Genomic DNA, 15877 nt, shown 5'->3' on the forward strand with positions numbered 1-15877 from the left:
GGTTGGGTTTCTGGTTCTGTGGCACTCCCACAAACTGTCTGTCTTTTTGTTTCTGGGTGGGCCCCTGGCCCCGCGGGGGCCCCCCCCCGGGGGGCGCCCCCCCCCCCCGCCCCCCCCCCTCCGTACCAGGTAGGCGGACCCGGGCAGCTGAGTACAGGTACTCATGAGGGTGCGGAACTGTTGCAAGGTCCCCGAGGACAAGTGAGAGGCGGTCGCCCGCAGTACGCCGGCGACCGCCCCGGTGGCGCCCTCCCGTCCGCGGGGAGGGCGCCTTATCCGTTCACGGCGTGTAGACCACCGGCCGCGGCGCGGTCGCCATGCCGTCGCCGATGAAGAAGCTCGGGTGAGGCGGCTGATTGTATGCAGTATTCTGCCAGGCCAATGCTGTGCGGTACTGCGTGTCGTGGAGCAGGGTCGTGATCTTCGTGCTGGTCTCGTACGGCGTCGAGTAGATCCTCAGCGCGGTGTTGTCGGTCGTCGGCCAGACGACCTCCTCGCGCCAGTCGCCCAGGATGTCTCCGGACAGCGTCGGGGTCGCCTTGGTGCCGTTGTTCGAGTGGACGGACGCGCCGGTGAGCAGGCGGGTGTCGGACGAGGTGCCGTACTTGTCGATGTGGGTGCCGTCGAGGAGTTCGCGGACGGTGTCGCCGTCCCACCAGGACAGGAAGTTGGTGCTGGACGGCTTGCGGCTCGCCACGACCGTGCCGGACGGGCTGCGAATGCCGCTCTCGGCCGAGGACCAGGACTCGGCGCCCGCACTGCCGGCCCAGATGTCGCCGGCCGTGCCCCGGCCGTTGTCGCCGTTGGCGGGCGTGGACCACAGGACCTGGCCGGTTCGCGCGTCCGCCATCCAGGACGACGGCTTGGAGCTGTCCTCGTCGACCTTGAACTCCTCCAGACCGGCCCGGGACGGGTCCAGGTCGCCGACGTGCATGGCGTCGCCATGTCCGTTCTTCGTCGTCCACAGGGCGTAGCCGTTGTCGTCCACGGCCATCGAGCCGTAGACGATCTCGTCCTTGCCGTCGGCGTCGACGTCGGCGATGGACAGCTGGTGGTTGCCCTGGCCGTCGTAGCCCTTGCCGCTGTTGGTGGAGGAGTTGGTGTCGAAGGTCCAGCGGCGGGTGAAGGCGCCGCCGCGCCAGTCCCAGGCGGCGATCACCGTGCGGGTGTAGTAGCCGCGGGCCATGATCAGGGAGGGGCGGGAGCCGTCCAGGTAGGCGGTGCCGGCGAGGAAGCGGTCGACCCGGTTGCCGTAGGAGTCGCCCCATGAGGAGACGGTGCCGCGGGCGGGGACGTAGTCGACCGTTCCCATCGCCTTGCCGGTCCGGCCGTTGAACATGGTCAGGTACTCGGGGCCGGACAGCACGTATCCGCTGGAGTTGCGGTAGTCGGCCGACGAGCTGCCGATGACCGTGCCCGTGCCGTCGACCGTGCCGTCCGCCGTCTTCATGGCGACCTCGGCCTTGCCGTCGCCGTCGTAGTCGTACACCTGGAACTGCGTGTAGTGGGCGCCCGAGCGGATGTTGCGGCCGAGGTCGACGCGCCACAGCCGGGTGCCGTCGAGGGTGACGCCGTCGACGATCGTGTTGCCGGTGTAGCCGGACTGGGAGTTGTCCTTGGCGTTGGTCGGCTGCCACTTGAGGACGAAGTCGAGCCGGCCGTCGCCGTCGAGGTCGCCGACGGAGGCGTCGTTGGCCTCGTAGGTGTAGGCGACGCCGTCCGGGGTCGTGCCGCCCGCCGGTGGGGTGATGGGGACGTCCTTGTAGCCGGTACGGAACTGGATCGCGTGGACGGAGTCGGCCTGTTCCACGCCGCCCACGACGGCGCGGACGGTGTAGTCGGCCTGGGCCGGGGCGCCGGAGTGGAAGTAGTTGGTGGAGCCGGTGATCGGCGTCGAGTTGACCTTCGTGCCGGCCCGGTAGACGTTGAAGGAGATGTCGCCCGGGTCGGTACCGAGCCAGCGCCAGCTGACCAGGTTGCCGCTGTCGGTGTGCACGCTGACCACGCCCCGGTCGAGGGCCTCGACCTGGCGGGCGGTGGCGGCTTCGGCGGTGTCGGTGACGAGCGTGGTCAGTCCGGCGCCGACCAGGGCCGCGACGGCGGTCATCGCGGAGAGGACGGCGGTGCGGCGTCTGCGGTGCTTGTGCGGGTGCTGCACGGGTCGGTACCTCCTGAGAGGACGGGACAGACGGGTTCCGTCCTCTCAGTTGCCGCCGACGCCGGAGGAGTTGCCGTATCGCTCGGCCAATTCCGCCGCGGTGCGGGCGATGCGCGCGCGCAGCTCCGGCGGTTCGAGCACCTCGACGTCCGCGCCCAGCCGAAGGAACTCGCCGTGCGCGTGGTCGACCGACTCGATGGGGACCGTGGCCAGCGTCCAGCCGTCCTCGCCGGTACGGCCGTTTGCCGCCATCGCCGCTCCCACAGGTCCGGTGAGCCGTGCGCCCGGCGCCAACCGGATCAGCGCCTTCGCCCGGTACAGCCGTGTATGGAAGTCGCGCTGGTAAGCCGTCCAGTACGCGGCCAGGTCGAAGACTTCCGGGCGGGTGAACTCCTCCTTGGAGGCGGCGAGTTCCAGTATCTGGTCGACGCGATAGGTGCGGGGCCCTGGGCCGCCGCCGGCGACGACGTACCAGCGGCCGGCCTTCAGGACCAGTCCGTACGGTTCCAGTCGGCGCTCGACGTCGGTGGGCTCGCGCCAGCGGCGGTAGGTGATGTGCAGGACGCGGCTGTTCCAGACGGCGTCGGCGACGGCGGGCAGGAACGGGGCCTGTTCGGCGTCCGTGTACCAGCCGGGGGCGTCCAGGTGGAAGCGGCTGCTGATGCGGTCGGCGTGGACGCGCAGCCCGGCCGGGAGGGCGGCGCGGACCTTGAGCTGGGCGGCGGCCAGGACGGAGCCGAGGCCGAGCTCGGCGGCGGGTCCGGGGGCGCCGGCCAGGAAGAGGGCTTCGGCCTCGTCGGCGGTGAGGCCGGTGAGGCGGGTGCGGTAGCCGTCGAGGAGACGGTAGCCGCCGGCGTGGCCCGCGTCGCCGTACAGCGGGATGCCGGCCGCGCTCAGCGCTTCCACGTCCCGGTAGACCGTACGGACGGAGACCTCCAGTTCCCCGGCGAGCTGGGCGGCGGTCATCCGGCCCCGGGTCTGGAGGAGGAGCAGGATCGAGACGAGTCGGCTGGACTTCACTGACACAGGATGGCAGCGAAGCGGTCCTAACGTGCCGCTCATGGCCTTCACGGAGAAACTGCTGACCGTGCCGCCGCCGATCGAGGTGGCGGGGCGGCACGTCAAGCGATACCACGTCACCGCGGACCCGGCGGGCATCGCGCCCGAGGTGGAGAAGGCGGCGTACGCGATCCTGCCCGAGCTGCTGCCGGAGCCGGACGGCACGCCGCCCGCGACGTTCGTCGTGCTGCACCGGGGCGGCGACGACGGCGCCTATCTGAACGCGTACAGCTGGGTGTGGGACAACGTCCTGCACTTCCGGGGCGCCTCGGCGGGCCAGCCCGTGCTGGGCTGCCCGGACCGCGACCCGACGCACTTCGTCACGCCCGATGTGCCGTGGATCGGCTGTGTGTGGGAGCTGCCGCCGATCCTGCACGAACGGGACGCCTGGGTACGGCACCTTCTTGAGCCCGAAGTCCCGGATCTGGCCGCCTACTTGACCGATTCCCTGCCCGAGGGCACGACAGGAGACCGCCGATGAGCAGCCCGCACGACTTCGACTTCTTCCACGGCGAGTGGGAGATCCACAACCGCCGCCGGACCGACTTCCTCGACCCGGGCAGCGACTGGGAGGAGTTCGGGGCCACCAGCCGCTGTTGGCCGCTTTTCGGCGGGGCCGCGAACATCGACGAGCTGGATGTGCCCGGTCAGGGCTGGCAGGGGCTGACGCTGCGGCTGTTCGACCCGGACGCGAAGGACTGGTCGCTGAACTGGTCCTCCAGCCGCAGCGGGAAGCTGTTCCCGCCCGTCGTCGGCCGCTTCGAGGGCGGTCGCGGGGAGTTCTACGGCGACGACACGCACGACGGAGCGGACGTGCGGGTGCGGTTCGTGTGGTCGGGGCTCTCCGAGCGCGCGGCCCGCTGGGAGCAGGCCTTTTCGGTGGACGGCGGGGAGACCTGGCTGACCAACTGGGTCATGGAGTTCACTCGGCCGGCTTCCGGTAGGCGCGCAGGGTGAACCGGGGGTCGGGGCGGGGGCGGTCCTGGTCGGGGAGGGCCTGGAGGCGGGCGGCGAACCGCTCGGCGAGCGGTTCGCCGGGCGGCAGCGTCACGAACCAGCCGCGCCGCAGGTCCGCGACCGTTCGGCGGGGGCTACGGCCCTGGCCGCGGCCGGCGAAGCAGGCCTGCCCGGCCGGGGCGAGGCCACGCGCGAGGGCGTACGACTCCACGAGCGCCGCCCCGTCACGGGCCGCCCGGGGTGGCCGGGAGGCGAGTACGGCGTCGATGTCGCTGCCCACGTTGTGGGAAGCGGCCTTGTCGACCGTGGTGACGTACACCCCGCCCGGCCGCAGGACCCTGGCGCACTCGGCGACGATGGCCCGTACGTCCTCGTCGCTGTCCGCGAGGTGCAGCAGCCAGACGCTGCTGACGGCGTCGAACTGCCGCTCCCGGAAGGGCAGTCGACGGCTGTCGGCGCGTACGACGGCGCCGGGCAGGCGGGCGGCGGCGTGGCGGGCCATGGCGGGCGCGAGGTCGACGCCGGTGACCCGCATGCCGTCGCGGCCGACGGCCAGTCGCCGGGTGACGATGCCGGTGCCGCAGGCGACGTCGAGCAGGCTGCGCGCCCGGGGTGGTACGAGGCTGAGCACGGCCTCCGCGGCCGCGGCCGCCCTGGGTTCGCCGCCGCGGGAGGCGTCGTAGCGTTCGGCTTCCTTGTCGTAGTCCAACACGCGCGTCCCCCGTTCCGGTCCGGCCGCGCGCTCAGTGGGCTCCGTGTCCCGGGGCCAGTTCCTCCACTCTGCGGGCGAGCTGGAAGTCGAGGTCGGTCACGGCTCCGCCCACGCTGTGGGTGTTCACGGTGAGTGAGACGGTGTTGTAGCCGAGGGTGAGGTCGGAGTGGTGGTCGAGTTCGTCCTGGACCTGGGCGATGTGGATGACCAGGGCGGTCGCCGCGAAGTGCGAGGTCAGCCGGTACGAGCGGGCGAGGCGGTCCCCGTCGTGGGACCAGCCCGGCAGCTCCGCCAGCCGGTCCTCGATCTCCTTCTGCGACAGTGGTTCGACGGCCATGCCCTCGCTCCCTTCCTGGGTGTCGCGTACCTGTCCAGCGTGCCACAGGACGGCCGCTGCGGCCCTGGTCAGGCGTGCCGTTGCGGGCGTTCGCGGACACATTCGGCCGGTCCTGCTCTACGGTCGTACGTATGACCACTGCCGTGTCCGCCGCCGTGTTCTCCTCCGCCGCGTCCTCCGCCGCCCCGCCGGACAAAGGGGTGGGCCCGTTGTTGCGGGCGTGGCGGGAGCGGCGGCGGGTCAGTCAGCTGGAGCTGGCGTTGCGTGCGGACTCCTCCGCCCGGCACATCAGTTTCATCGAGACGGGGCGTTCCCGGCCGAGTGAGGAGATGGTTCTGCGGCTGGCCGAGCACCTGGACGTGCCGGTGCGGGAGCGCAACGCGCTGCTGCTGGCGGCCGGTTACGCCCCGCACTATCCGGAGACGCCGCTGGACGATCCGGCACTGGGCGCGCTGCGGGACGGCATGGAACGGCTGATCCAGGGCTACGAACCGTATCCGGCGCTGGTGGTGGACGCGATGTACACCGTCGTCGCGGCGAATCGGGGCATCACGATGCTGCTGGCGGGTGTCGCGGAGTCGCTGCTGGCGCCACCGTTGAACGCGATGCGGCTGACCCTGCACCCGGAGGGCCTGGCGCCGCGCATCCGCAATCTGCGGGAGTGGCGGGGGCATCTGCTGGCGCAGATGGAACGGCAGATCGCCCTGTACCGTTCGGACGCGCTGCGCGCGCTGTACGAGGAGGTGGCGGCCTATCCGGTGCCGGAGACCGGGCCGGAAGACCGCGAACCGGCGGAGCCCGTACCGTACTTCGCGCTGCCGATGCAGGTGGAGCACGAAGGGCGAGTGCTGTCGTTCATCTCGTCGATCTCGACGTTCAACACCCCGATGGACGTGACAGTCGCCGAGTTGGCGATCGAGACCTTCCTGCCGGCCGATCCGGCGACGGTCAAATACCTTCACTCACTGGGTACTTGAGGCGTCGGTGACGCATGCGATTCCTTCGATCACATGTGCTGCCGCCCGGCCCGTGGCACACTGGCCCGGTTCCGTCGACACGTAGGGGAGACGTGGCGTGAGTGAGCGTCGGCCCGCTCCCACCGTGGGCCAGGTGGTGCTCGGCAGGCGGCTGCAGGAGCTGCGGGATGCGGCCGGACTCAAGCGCGAGGAGGCCGCACGCATCCTGCGGGTGGCGCCGGCGACCGTGCGGCGGATGGAGATGGCCGAGGTCGCGCTGAAGATCCCGTATGTACAGGTGCTGCTGGACACGTACGGTGTGCCCGCCGGCGAGGCGGCGGTGTTCGTGTCGCTGGCCGAGGAGGCGAACCAGCCGGGCTGGTGGCAGCGGTTCCACGACGTGCTGCCCGAGTGGTTCAGCCTGTGCGTCAGCCTCGAGGGCGCCGCCGGGCTGATCCGGTCCTACGAGCCGCACTTCGTGCCCGGCCTGCTCCAGACGGAGGCGTACGCGCGTGCCGTCATGGAGGGCGGGACGATCGCGCAGCAGGGCGCGGAGACGGTCGAGCGGCATGTGTCCCTGCGGATGACCCGGCAGCGGTTGCTGGACCGGGAGAACCCGCCGCACCTGTGGGTGATCATCGACGAGACGGTGCTGCGGCGCCCGGTGAGCATCGACGGCGAGGTGATGCGCGACCAGTTGGACAAGCTGCTGGAGTTCGGCGAGCGCAGCCGCATCACGCTGCAGGTCGCCGAGTTCGAGGCGGGGCCGCATCCGGGGACGTACGCGCCGTTCTCGCTGTTCCGTTTCGCCGAACCCGAGCTGCCCGACATGGTGTTCACGGAGTACCTGACCGGCGCGCTGTACCTCGACTCGCGTCGGGAGGTCTCGGCACATCTGGAAGTCCTGGACCACATGACGACGCATGCCGCCTCGGCGCAGCGCACCAGGGAGATCCTCCAGCGGTACCGCGAGGAGTACTGACGCGTCGGCCGCACCCCCTGGTTGTGCGTACGCACATTTCTGCCGGAGACCGAGGACCCGAGACCGAGGAGAAGACGCCGTATGACCGGTTCCGAGGCCGCGCCCACCCGCATCGACACCAGCCGGCCGCATCCGGCGCGGGTGTACGACTGGTGGCTGGGCGGCAAGGACAACTATCCCGTGGACGAGGAGCTGGCCCGCGGGATCCTCGCCGTGGACAGCACGGCGGTGCGCGGGGCGCGCGCCAACCGCCGCTTCATGCACCGAGCCGTGCGCACGGTCGCCGAGGCGGGGATCCGCCAGTTCCTGGACATCGGCACGGGCATCCCCACCGAGCCCAATCTGCACCAGGTGGCACAGGGGATCGCAGCGGACGCGAAGGTGGTGTACGCCGACAACGACCCGATCGTGCTGCGGCACGCCGAGGCACTGCTGACCGGCTCGGCCGAGGGCAGCACCGCATACGTGCACGCCGACGTCCGTGACCTGGACATGGTGCTGCGGCTGGCCGGGGAGACCCTGGACTTCACACGGCCGGTCGCGCTGTCGCTGGTGGCGCTCACCCACTACCTGAGCGACGGGTCGGACGGCGACGACGCGCACGGGCTGCTGGCGAAGTACGTCGCCGCGCTCGCCCCCGGCAGCTTTCTGATCCTGTCCCAGGTCACCCCGGATCTCAGCCCGAAGGTCATCGAGGGGGCGGCGAACCTCTTCCGGCAGAGCGGAACCCCGTTCCACCCCCGTTCGCTGGCCGAGTTCTCGCGTTTCTTCGACGGCCTGGAGTTGCTGGGACCGGGCGTGATCCCCGTGTCCGGGTGGCGGCCGGGACCGGAGGACGTGGCGGCGCAGGCGGAGGGCATCGTGCCGGTGTACGCGGGGGTCGCCCGTAAGGCCTGACCCGTACGGGACGGATGCCGCCTGCGCCTGGAACCGGGAAACTGTCCTAGGCGGCCCCGCCTTTCGTGTCCCGTTCGTCGTCGACGATCTCGGCGTCGACCACGCCCTCCTCGTCCTGTACGCCCTGCGCGTCCTCCTGGGGTGCCGCGGACTGCGTCGGGGACTGCTGCTGGGCCTGGGCGTACATGGCCTGGCCCAGCTTCTGGCTGACCGAGGCCAGCTTCTCGATGCCGGACCGCAGGGCGCTGGTGTCGGCCTGCCGCTCGAGGAGTTCCTTCAGTTCCGTGATCGCGGTCTCGACCTCCGACTTGGTGTCGGCGGGGACCCTTTCCTCGTTGTCCCGGATGAACTTCTCGGTCTGGTAGACGAGTTGCTCGGCCTGGTTGCGGGTCTCGGCGGCCTCGCGACGCGCCCGGTCCTCCTCGGCGTACTGTTCGGCGTCCCGCATCATGCGGTCGATGTCGTCCTTGGGCAGGGCGGAGCCGCCGGTGACGGTCATCTTCTGTTCGCGGCCGGTGGCCAGGTCCTTGGCGGAGACGTGCATGATCCCGTTGGCGTCGATGTCGAAGGCGACCTCGATCTGCGGGACGCCCCGCGGGGCGGGCGGCAGGCCGGTGAGGTCGAAGACGCCGAGCTTCTTGTTGTAGGCGGCGATCTCGCGTTCGCCCTGGTAGACCTGGATGCCGACCGAGGGCTGGTTGTCGGTGGCCGTGGTGAAGATCTCCGAGCGGCGGGTGGGGATCGTGGTGTTGCGTTCGATGAGCTTGGTCATGATGCCGCCCTTGGTCTCGATGCCGAGGGACAGCGGGGTGACGTCGAGGAGCAGGACGTCCTTGACGTCGCCGCGGATGACGCCGGCCTGGAGGGCTGCGCCCATGGCCACGACCTCGTCCGGGTTGACGCCCTTGTGCGGGTCCTTGCCGGTGAGTTCCCGGACCAGGTCGGTGACCGCGGGCATCCGGGTCGAACCGCCGACGAGGATCACGTGGTCGATCGCGGAGAGCTTCACTCCGGCGTCCTTGACGGCCTGGTGGAAGGGGTTCTTGCAGCGGTCCAGCAGGTCGGCGGTGAGCTCCTGGAACTGGGCGCGGGTCAGTTTCTCGTCGAGGTGGAGGGGGCCTTCGGCGGAGGCGGTGACGTAGGGGAGGTTGATCGTCGTCTCGGAGGACGACGACAGTTCGATCTTGGCTTTCTCGGCGCCCTCGCGCAGGCGCTGCTGCGCCATCTTGTCCTTGCTCAGGTCGATGCCGTACTGGCCCTTGAAGCGGGTGACGAGGTGCTCGACGATCCGCTGGTCCCAGTCGTCGCCGCCGAGGTGGGTGTCGCCGTTGGTCGCCTTCACCTCGATGACGCCCTCGCCGATCTCCAGGAGGGAGACGTCGAAGGTGCCGCCGCCGAGGTCGAAGACGAGGACGGTCTGCTCCTGGCCCCGGTCGAGGCCATAGGCGAGGGCGGCGGCGGTGGGCTCGTTGATGATCCGCAGGACCTTCAGGCCCGCGATCTCGCCGGCCTCCTTGGTGGCCTGCCGCTGGGCGTCGTCGAAGTAGGCGGGCACGGTGATCACGGCGTCCGTGACGTCCTCGCCGAGGTAGGACTCCGCGTCCCGCTTCAGCTTCTGCAGGACCCGGGCGGACAGCTCCTGGGCGCGGTAGCGGGTGCCGTCCACGGTGTCCTGCTCCGGGAACCGCCACACCGGGTCCCCCATGTGCCGCTTGACTGAGCGGGCGGTGCGGTCGACGTTGGTGACGGCCTGCCGTTTGGCGACCTCGCCGACGAGTACCTCGGCGTTCTTGGCGAAGGCCACGACCGAGGGTGTGGTCCTGGCGCCCTCCGCGTTGGCGATGACCGTGGGTTCGCCGCCCTCCAGCACCGCCACCACCGAGTTCGTGGTCCCGAGATCGATCCCGACCGGACGTCCCATCGCTGTCCCCTTCCGCCAGGGTCACCAGGAGGTTCCGCCGGGGGAGCCTCCCGCCTTCCAGCACAAAACGTGCGTGCTTTCTTGTCAATGGGACGGGTCGGGCTCAGGGGCTCGGGCGCTCCGCCGCGGCCAGTCCGAGGCGGCCCCCGTCCGGTGGCGGCTCCCCGCGCAGTTCCACCGCCCGCCGCGGGCGGTCCGTGATCAGTACGTCCACCCGGGTGTCGTCGAGGAAGGTCCGCATCCCGGTGTCGTCGTTGACCGTCCACACCATGGTGAACAGTCCGTTCCGGGCTGCCTCGCGCAGCACGTTGGCGCGGGCGAGCCGCTGGTGCACGGCGACGCCGTGGGCGCCGCAGGCGCGGACGCGACGCATGGGGAACAGCTCGCTCAGCCGGGTCGCCGCCAGGCGGGCCGACCCCACCTCCTTGCGGTCGCGCCCCAGGGACAGGGCGGTGCGCACGGCCGGGAACGCCTCGGTGATCGCGGCGACCGAGCGGTCCTCCAGGGTCGTGGCGACGAACCCGTCCACGCCCAGCAGGGCGACGGCCCGGTCGATCAGCTCGCGCTCGTAGCCGGTCTCCTTGAGGTCCAGGTGCCCCACGAGCTTCCCGGCGACCAGCGCCATGACGTCATCGACGACGGGCACGTCGTATCCGGCGTGTTCGTTGAGCTCGTCGTGGGTGATGCGGGACAGGAGCGGCCCGGTGTGGTTGACCCGGGGGTCGTGGTAGACGACGTGGACGCCGTCGGCGGTGCGCCGGATGTCGAACTCGACGTACTCCGCGCCCGACGCGATGGCGTCCTCGTAGGCCTGCCAGGTGGCAGGGCCGAAGCGTTCGGAACCGCCCCGGTGGGCGGAGACGGCAGGTCGTCGCGGCATGGGCGGTCAACTCCCGGTGGGATGGCGGGGTGCGGGCAGGGAGACGCGTCCGTCGTCGGACTGGTCGAGGAGTGAGCCGGAGCGTCCGCTGACCCGCCGGAGCATGAGAAAGCCGATCAGGAACAGTGCGACGAAGGGGAGCCAGGCCAGCGCGTAGGCGACGCCGTAGGAGCGCAGGTCGAGGATGGAGCGGTGGGAGTCGACATTGGTGCCGTTCACCCCGAAGAACGCCAGGAGCAGGGTCGGGGGGAGCGCGATGAGCGTGGCCGCGGCTACGAGGCCGGAGACGGTGCGATCGCGGCGGTCGTCGCGTTCCGCGAGCGCTGCGTCGAGGGCGGCGGAGCGGGCGTTGATGACGGAGGTGAGACGCTCGACCATGCGGGCGGAGTTGTCGAGGCTGTCGCGGATGCCGAGTGCGTCGCGCAGGGAGGACTGGAAGCCCTCCATGAGCATCTCCGGGATCAGCAGGCTGTCGACGTAGGCCTCCACGCCGAAGGCGAGGTCGAGTTGGAGTTCGTTGACGCCGGCCGACAGGCGTGAGATGAGCGAGCGGACCTCGAACGGCGAGTCCGTCAGGGCGTGTTCGTTGGCTCTCATCATCTCGAAGGTGGCCAGCCGGGTGCGCTGGAGGACAGCCAGGGCGGAGATCAGGCCCACCGCGACCAGGGTCAGGCAGTTCTCGACGTGCGGGGCCCAGCCGGCCTGTACGGAGACGCCGCGGCCGTGCGCGGTCAGGGTGACGCCGTGGTTCCTGAGGTTGGGCGGCAGGCTGACGGCGAGGTGGGGTGCGGCACTGCTGGGCATCTTGCCACGGTAGATGATCCCGTTCAGCGGGACGGAGCGGCGGGCGTCGTCGGCGAGGTCGGTGCCGAGCAGCTCGGTCAGCAACTGCCCGCCGGGGAAGACGATTTGGTGGACGTTCTGGCCGAAGGCGAGTGGCCGGGGCAGGCTCAGCAGTTCGCTGAGGACCTCGAGCAGGGGCCGGCCACGAAGCCGCAGGTGTTCGCGCTCGAAGCAGGTGGTCGCCAGCCAGGCGGCGACGGCGTCGGCGGAGGTCTCTCCGGTGAAGTCGCAGTCCATGACGAGGGTCGCGTCGCCGCGTGGAGTGGTGACGACGAGGAGTCCGAGTGCGGTGAGTTCCAGGGAGTGCGGGTCGCCGGGGAGTTCCAGATCCTCCGGTGCCAGGCGTTCGCTCAGCACCGGCAGGGGCAGCACGGCCTCGCTGGCGCGCAGATGCGGGGTGAACCGGCCGAAGTCGAACTGGTCCAGGAGACGGCCCGGTCGGCCACTGGCGGGATCGACCCGGCCCGCGAGGCTGAACAACAGCCGGATGCGGGTGAGTTCGCGCGTGGCCGAGTCGAGCACCGTGCCGTTGCTGGACGTTCCCGGCAGCATCAAGATCCTTCCGATCGCAGCATCAAGGTCCTTCCGATCGCCGTACGAACCCGCACGAACCCGTACGAGCACCGGTGACACGAATTCCAGTAATACAAACACCAGTGACGTGTACGGACGATCCTGACTTCCGTTCTTTTCCTACCCGGCGGAGGGTCGGGCGACCCCCGCCGGACAGTCGCGCGGGCCGCCCGGGCAGGCGGCCCGCGCGAGCAGGCGTGCGTCCCGCCGGATCAGGCGAGCTTCGCCGACAGGGTGATGGTGGTTCCCGTCAGGGCCTGGCTGACGGGGCAGTTGGCCTTGGCGTCCTCGGCGGCGGCGACGAACGCGTCGTTGTCGATGCCGGGGACCGAGCCCTCGACGGTGAGGTGGATGCCGGTGATGCCCTCACCCGGCTGGAAGGTGACATCGGCCGAGGTGACGAGCTTGGTGGGCGGGGTGCCGGCGCCGGCCAGGCCGTGCGACAGGGCCATGGAGAAGCAGCTGGAGTGGGCGGCGGCGATCAGCTCCTCGGGGCTGGTCTTGCCGTTGGCCTTCTCGGCGCGCGACGGCCACGACACCGGCTGCTGGCCGATGCCGGAGGAGTCGAAGGTGACGACGCCGTTGCCCTCGAGCAGGTTGCCTTCCCAGACGGTGTGTGCGGAGCGCGTGGTTGCCACGGTTCTTCCTTTCGCGTGGGTTCCCGGGTGCGGGATTCCTGTGCACCATCCGATCACATTCCGGCTCAGCGCACCCGGAACACCGGCCCACGTGCGGTGCCGGGGCGGTGTCACGGAAGACGACCCGCGCGGCCCGGGACGTCCCGGGCCTCGGCGTAGGAGGCGACGGCACGCAGAGCCTGCCAGGCAGGGGCGACGGCGCACAGGGCCCTGCCGGGCAGGAGCGATGGCACCCGGGGTCTCACCGGGCACGAGGCGACGGCACGCAGAGCCTTGCGAGCAGGCGGCGGTGTTTGCGGCACCGCCGCCGAGGACTTCCGTGCTCAGGCGGCGCGTTCCTCCTCCTCCGCCTCCAGCGGCACCTGGGGGCCGATCGATTCGCGCAGCCAGCGGCGCAGGACGCGGTGGACGTGTTCGGCACCGACGAGTTCGGCACCGTCGTCGACCGGTGCGGAGAAGGCGAGCGGGGACATCAGGAAGGGGCTGCCCTGGGCGCCGCCGAGGCCGCCGTGCGAGCCGATCTGCTCCTCGAACGAGAGGACTTCGCCGTCGGCGGGGTCGTGGAAGGAGTTGACCATGATGTCGGCGGTGTGCGGGAAGGAGTGGGTGCGGCGGACGGCGTCGGCGGCACCCGGTCCGAAGCCCGCGAGCGGGCCGGGGTCCTCGTCGAGTCGGTCCAGGGGGATCTCGGCGCCGCGCGCACCGAGCACCAGGCCGCCGTGCTCCTCGCTGCGTACGAGGAGGAAGCCGATGCCGGGATGGTTGGCGAGGGTCGCCAGGAGTGCGGGGTGGCGGGCGTCGATCTCCTCCTTGCTCATGCGGTGCGGCACATCGGGGAAGGAGATCAGGCCGAGGTTGCCGGAGGCCAGCACGAGCGGCTCCGAGCGGCGGCGTGCGGGGCGGTGTTGTTCGCCGCCCTCCTCGACGGGGCGGCGCAGCGCGGCACGGACGGCGGCGCGGGCCTCAGCGCCGCTGCGGGTGCGTTCGGCGCGGCGCGGTACGGGCAGTCCGCAGCCGGCCCGCACCAGGTCGCCGAGGGTGAGGCCGTAGCGGGAGTGGAAGGTTTCGCCGGGGCTCTGCCCGTGGTCGGACAGTACGACGATCCGGTACGGCCGGGGGGCGTGCTCGGCGACGTTGCCGATCAGCGCGAGCGAGCGGTCCAGGCGTTGCAGGACCTTCTCGACGTCGCGGCTGCGCGGCCCGGAGTGGTGGGCGACCTCGTCGTAGGCGACCAGGTCGGCGTAGACGGCGGTGCGGCCGGCGAGCATGTCGCCCATCACCGCGGCGACGACGACGTCCCGTTCGACGACGGTCGCGAAGGCGCGGACGAAGGGGTAGAGGCCGCCGCGTTTGACACGCGGGCGCTGCTTGCGCAGCCGGGCGCGGGTCGACTGATGGATCTCGCGGCCGACTTCGGCGACGAACGACAGGGCGGTGCGCACGGCGTTGGCGGGGTCGGAGAAGTAGGCGAAGTAGCCCGCCCGGGACCGGTTGCGGCGGCCGCGCCGGCGGGTGGCGATGGACAGCACGAGGGCCTGTTCGTCGGCGCCGCCGCTGAAGAGGTTGCCGCGGCTGGCGCCGTCCACGGTGAGCAGTCCCCCGTCCCCGGTGCGTTCGATGGCACGGCGCTGGAGTTCGGCGGCGCTGGTCGGCCGGTTGCAGACCATCACCTCGCGGCTGTCCTTGTCGTACCAGCGGAAGGCGGGGACGTCGAAGTTGCTGCCGTGCAGCATGCCGAGCTGGCTGGCTCCCGTCTGGCTGGACCAGTCGGTGCGCCAGGGCGTCAGCCGGTGCGTGGTCCTGCCCCGGGCGTGGTCCGGCGCCGTGCCCAGCCAGGCGGCGACGGTGGGCATCAGGCCCTTGCCGGCGGCGTCCACGAGGACATCGTGGCCGACGCCGTCGAACTGGAGGAAGACGGTGCCGGGGGTGGCCGGGCAGGGCGGGTGGGCTCTGCGGCGGCGGTCGGCGAGGCGGTAGAGCCGGCGGCGGTAGGCGTCGTCGTCGCGCACGGCGAGGGCACCGCCGGTCGCGGAGGCCACGGCGGACATCACGGCGGCGACGATGACGGCGGTCTCGGGGGCCGCCTCACTGCTGCCGGAGGGGTTGAGGCGCAGCGCGAGCAGCAGGAGAGAGCCGTTGAGGAAGAAGACCAGCAGGCCCAGGACGAGTGCGGGGACCAGCAGCAGCAGCCGTACGAGAAAGGGCCACACGACGGCCGACAGCACACCGAAGACGCCGGCGCCGAGCGCGGCGGTGACGGCGATCCGGGTGGCGCTGTCACCGTCGGCGGACTGAAGCTGGAAGTCCGGCAGGATGCCCGCCAGTACCAGCATGGTGACCGTGGAGACGGCCCACACCCCGATGCTCCGCCCGGCCTGACTGACGACCCGCCGCCACCGCACGCCCCGCACGTCCCGCACACCTCACGTCCCGGTCCCACGCCGGCCGCGGGCCTCGAGCCACCACCCTGTCACACGCCTGTCGTACGGGCGGTCGTGGTCCCGGGCTAACGCCCGTCGTAGCCGGCCGTCGGCATCGACAGCCGGCGGTGCACCCGCGCCTTCATCTGCGCGTCGTACAACGGTTCCGCCCGTCCGACCGTCTCGACCCGTACCCCTCGGCGCAGGCACTCCGCGGTGAACTCCTCCACCGACGACAACGCGCTCTCCAGCACCCGTCGGCTGGGCGCCACGAACAGGTCGAGGCCGGGCCGGACGCCGTCCCACAGCACACCGTGGTCGGGGCGCAGTCCGCGCACCAGCAGTTCCCGGGCGACGACGTATCCCCGCTCCGCGGCCCACCGCGCGCACATCGCGTGCTGGCTGCGGGAGTCCACCAGGAACGGGTCGGCGTCCAGCTCCTCCAAGGGCGTCAGGCTCGCGATCGCCGTCACGCGTACCGCGGCCGGTCCGCCGGAGGCACCCCGCACCTCTCCCATGGCGTCCCCCTCACCTCCGGGTTTCG

The 15877-nt window shown here is 71.2% G+C and carries 15 protein-coding genes; 5 read left to right on the forward strand and 10 right to left on the reverse strand.

Annotated elements, in window-relative coordinates:
- Nucleotides 1-280: 280 nt before the first annotated feature.
- Both ACFY16_RS18285 and ACFY16_RS18290 read right to left on the reverse strand, forming a co-directional pair.
- Nucleotides 281-2107: a rhamnogalacturonan lyase gene (locus tag ACFY16_RS18285; RefSeq protein WP_390648199.1), complete on the reverse strand. Its 1827-nt coding sequence runs from the start codon at nt 2105-2107 to the stop codon at nt 281-283.
- Between the two features lie 96 nt (nt 2108-2203).
- Nucleotides 2204-3178, reverse strand: coding sequence for a helix-turn-helix transcriptional regulator (locus tag ACFY16_RS18290; protein WP_390648119.1), 975 nt, complete (start codon nt 3176-3178; stop codon nt 2204-2206).
- Between the two features lie 40 nt (nt 3179-3218).
- On the opposite strand from ACFY16_RS18290, the gene ACFY16_RS18295 reads away from it, so the two are divergent.
- Both ACFY16_RS18295 and ACFY16_RS18300 read left to right on the forward strand, forming a co-directional pair.
- Nucleotides 3219-3698 carry a hypothetical protein gene (locus ACFY16_RS18295; RefSeq protein ID WP_390648120.1) on the forward strand — a complete coding sequence of 160 codons (480 nt, stop codon included), beginning with the start codon at nt 3219-3221 and terminating at the stop codon, nt 3696-3698.
- On the forward strand, nt 3695-4174 hold the full coding sequence (locus tag ACFY16_RS18300; protein ID WP_390648121.1) for a hypothetical protein: 480 nt from the start codon (nt 3695-3697) through the stop codon (nt 4172-4174). The genes ACFY16_RS18295 and ACFY16_RS18300 overlap by 4 nt, the downstream gene beginning before the upstream one ends.
- Here the strand turns inward: ACFY16_RS18300 and ACFY16_RS18305 are convergent.
- Both ACFY16_RS18305 and ACFY16_RS18310 read right to left on the reverse strand, forming a co-directional pair.
- Nucleotides 4140-4886 (reverse strand): class I SAM-dependent methyltransferase, encoded by a 747-nt coding sequence (locus tag ACFY16_RS18305; protein ID WP_390648122.1) that lies wholly within the window; start codon nt 4884-4886, stop codon nt 4140-4142. The genes ACFY16_RS18300 and ACFY16_RS18305 overlap by 35 nt on opposite strands.
- A 31-nt stretch (nt 4887-4917) precedes the next feature.
- On the reverse strand, nt 4918-5223 hold the full coding sequence (locus ACFY16_RS18310; RefSeq protein WP_390648123.1) for a 4a-hydroxytetrahydrobiopterin dehydratase: 306 nt from the start codon (nt 5221-5223) through the stop codon (nt 4918-4920).
- 131 nt (nt 5224-5354) lie between these two features.
- Here ACFY16_RS18310 and ACFY16_RS18315 point away from each other — a divergent pair, with 131 nt between their 5' ends.
- The 3 genes from ACFY16_RS18315 (at nt 5355) to ACFY16_RS18325 (ending at nt 8058) form a co-directional block, all read left to right on the forward strand.
- Complete coding sequence (locus ACFY16_RS18315; protein ID WP_390648124.1) at nt 5355-6200, forward strand: helix-turn-helix domain-containing protein; 846 nt, start codon at nt 5355-5357, stop codon at nt 6198-6200.
- A gap of 97 nt (nt 6201-6297) precedes the next feature.
- A complete protein-coding gene (locus ACFY16_RS18320; protein ID WP_390648125.1) occupies nt 6298-7161 on the forward strand; it encodes a helix-turn-helix transcriptional regulator in 864 nt (287 codons plus the stop codon).
- 81 nt (nt 7162-7242) lie between these two features.
- Nucleotides 7243-8058: an SAM-dependent methyltransferase gene (locus ACFY16_RS18325; protein ID WP_390648126.1), complete on the forward strand. Its 816-nt coding sequence runs from the start codon at nt 7243-7245 to the stop codon at nt 8056-8058.
- A 46-nt stretch (nt 8059-8104) separates the two neighbouring features.
- On the opposite strand, the gene dnaK is transcribed toward ACFY16_RS18325, so the two are convergent.
- The 6 genes from dnaK to ACFY16_RS18355 all read right to left on the reverse strand — a co-directional run bounded on the left by dnaK (nt 8105) and on the right by ACFY16_RS18355 (nt 15851).
- Entirely contained in the window at nt 8105-9979 is a 1875-nt protein-coding gene (dnaK, locus tag ACFY16_RS18330; protein ID WP_390648127.1) for a molecular chaperone DnaK, read from the reverse strand.
- A 103-nt stretch (nt 9980-10082) separates the two neighbouring features.
- Nucleotides 10083-10859 carry a glycerophosphodiester phosphodiesterase family protein gene (locus ACFY16_RS18335; RefSeq protein ID WP_390648128.1) on the reverse strand — a complete coding sequence of 259 codons (777 nt, stop codon included), beginning with the start codon at nt 10857-10859 and terminating at the stop codon, nt 10083-10085.
- Between the two features lie 6 nt (nt 10860-10865).
- Nucleotides 10866-12254: a hypothetical protein gene (locus ACFY16_RS18340; RefSeq protein WP_390648129.1), complete on the reverse strand. Its 1389-nt coding sequence runs from the start codon at nt 12252-12254 to the stop codon at nt 10866-10868.
- Nucleotides 12255-12487: 233 nt separating this feature from the next.
- Nucleotides 12488-12913 (reverse strand): OsmC family protein, encoded by a 426-nt coding sequence (locus tag ACFY16_RS18345; RefSeq protein ID WP_390648130.1) that lies wholly within the window; start codon nt 12911-12913, stop codon nt 12488-12490.
- 323 nt (nt 12914-13236) lie between these two features.
- Nucleotides 13237-15324 (reverse strand): phage holin family protein, encoded by a 2088-nt coding sequence (locus ACFY16_RS18350; protein WP_390648131.1) that lies wholly within the window; start codon nt 15322-15324, stop codon nt 13237-13239.
- A 95-nt stretch (nt 15325-15419) separates the two neighbouring features.
- A complete protein-coding gene (locus ACFY16_RS18355) occupies nt 15420-15851 on the reverse strand; it encodes a hypothetical protein (protein ID WP_390648132.1) in 432 nt (143 codons plus the stop codon).
- Nucleotides 15852-15877 lie beyond the last annotated feature (26 nt).

Origin of the sequence: Streptomyces sp. NPDC001315 (genome assembly GCF_042896175.1) — a bacterium.
In the GTDB taxonomy this organism is placed as follows: Bacteria; Actinomycetota; Actinomycetes; order Streptomycetales; family Streptomycetaceae; genus Streptomyces.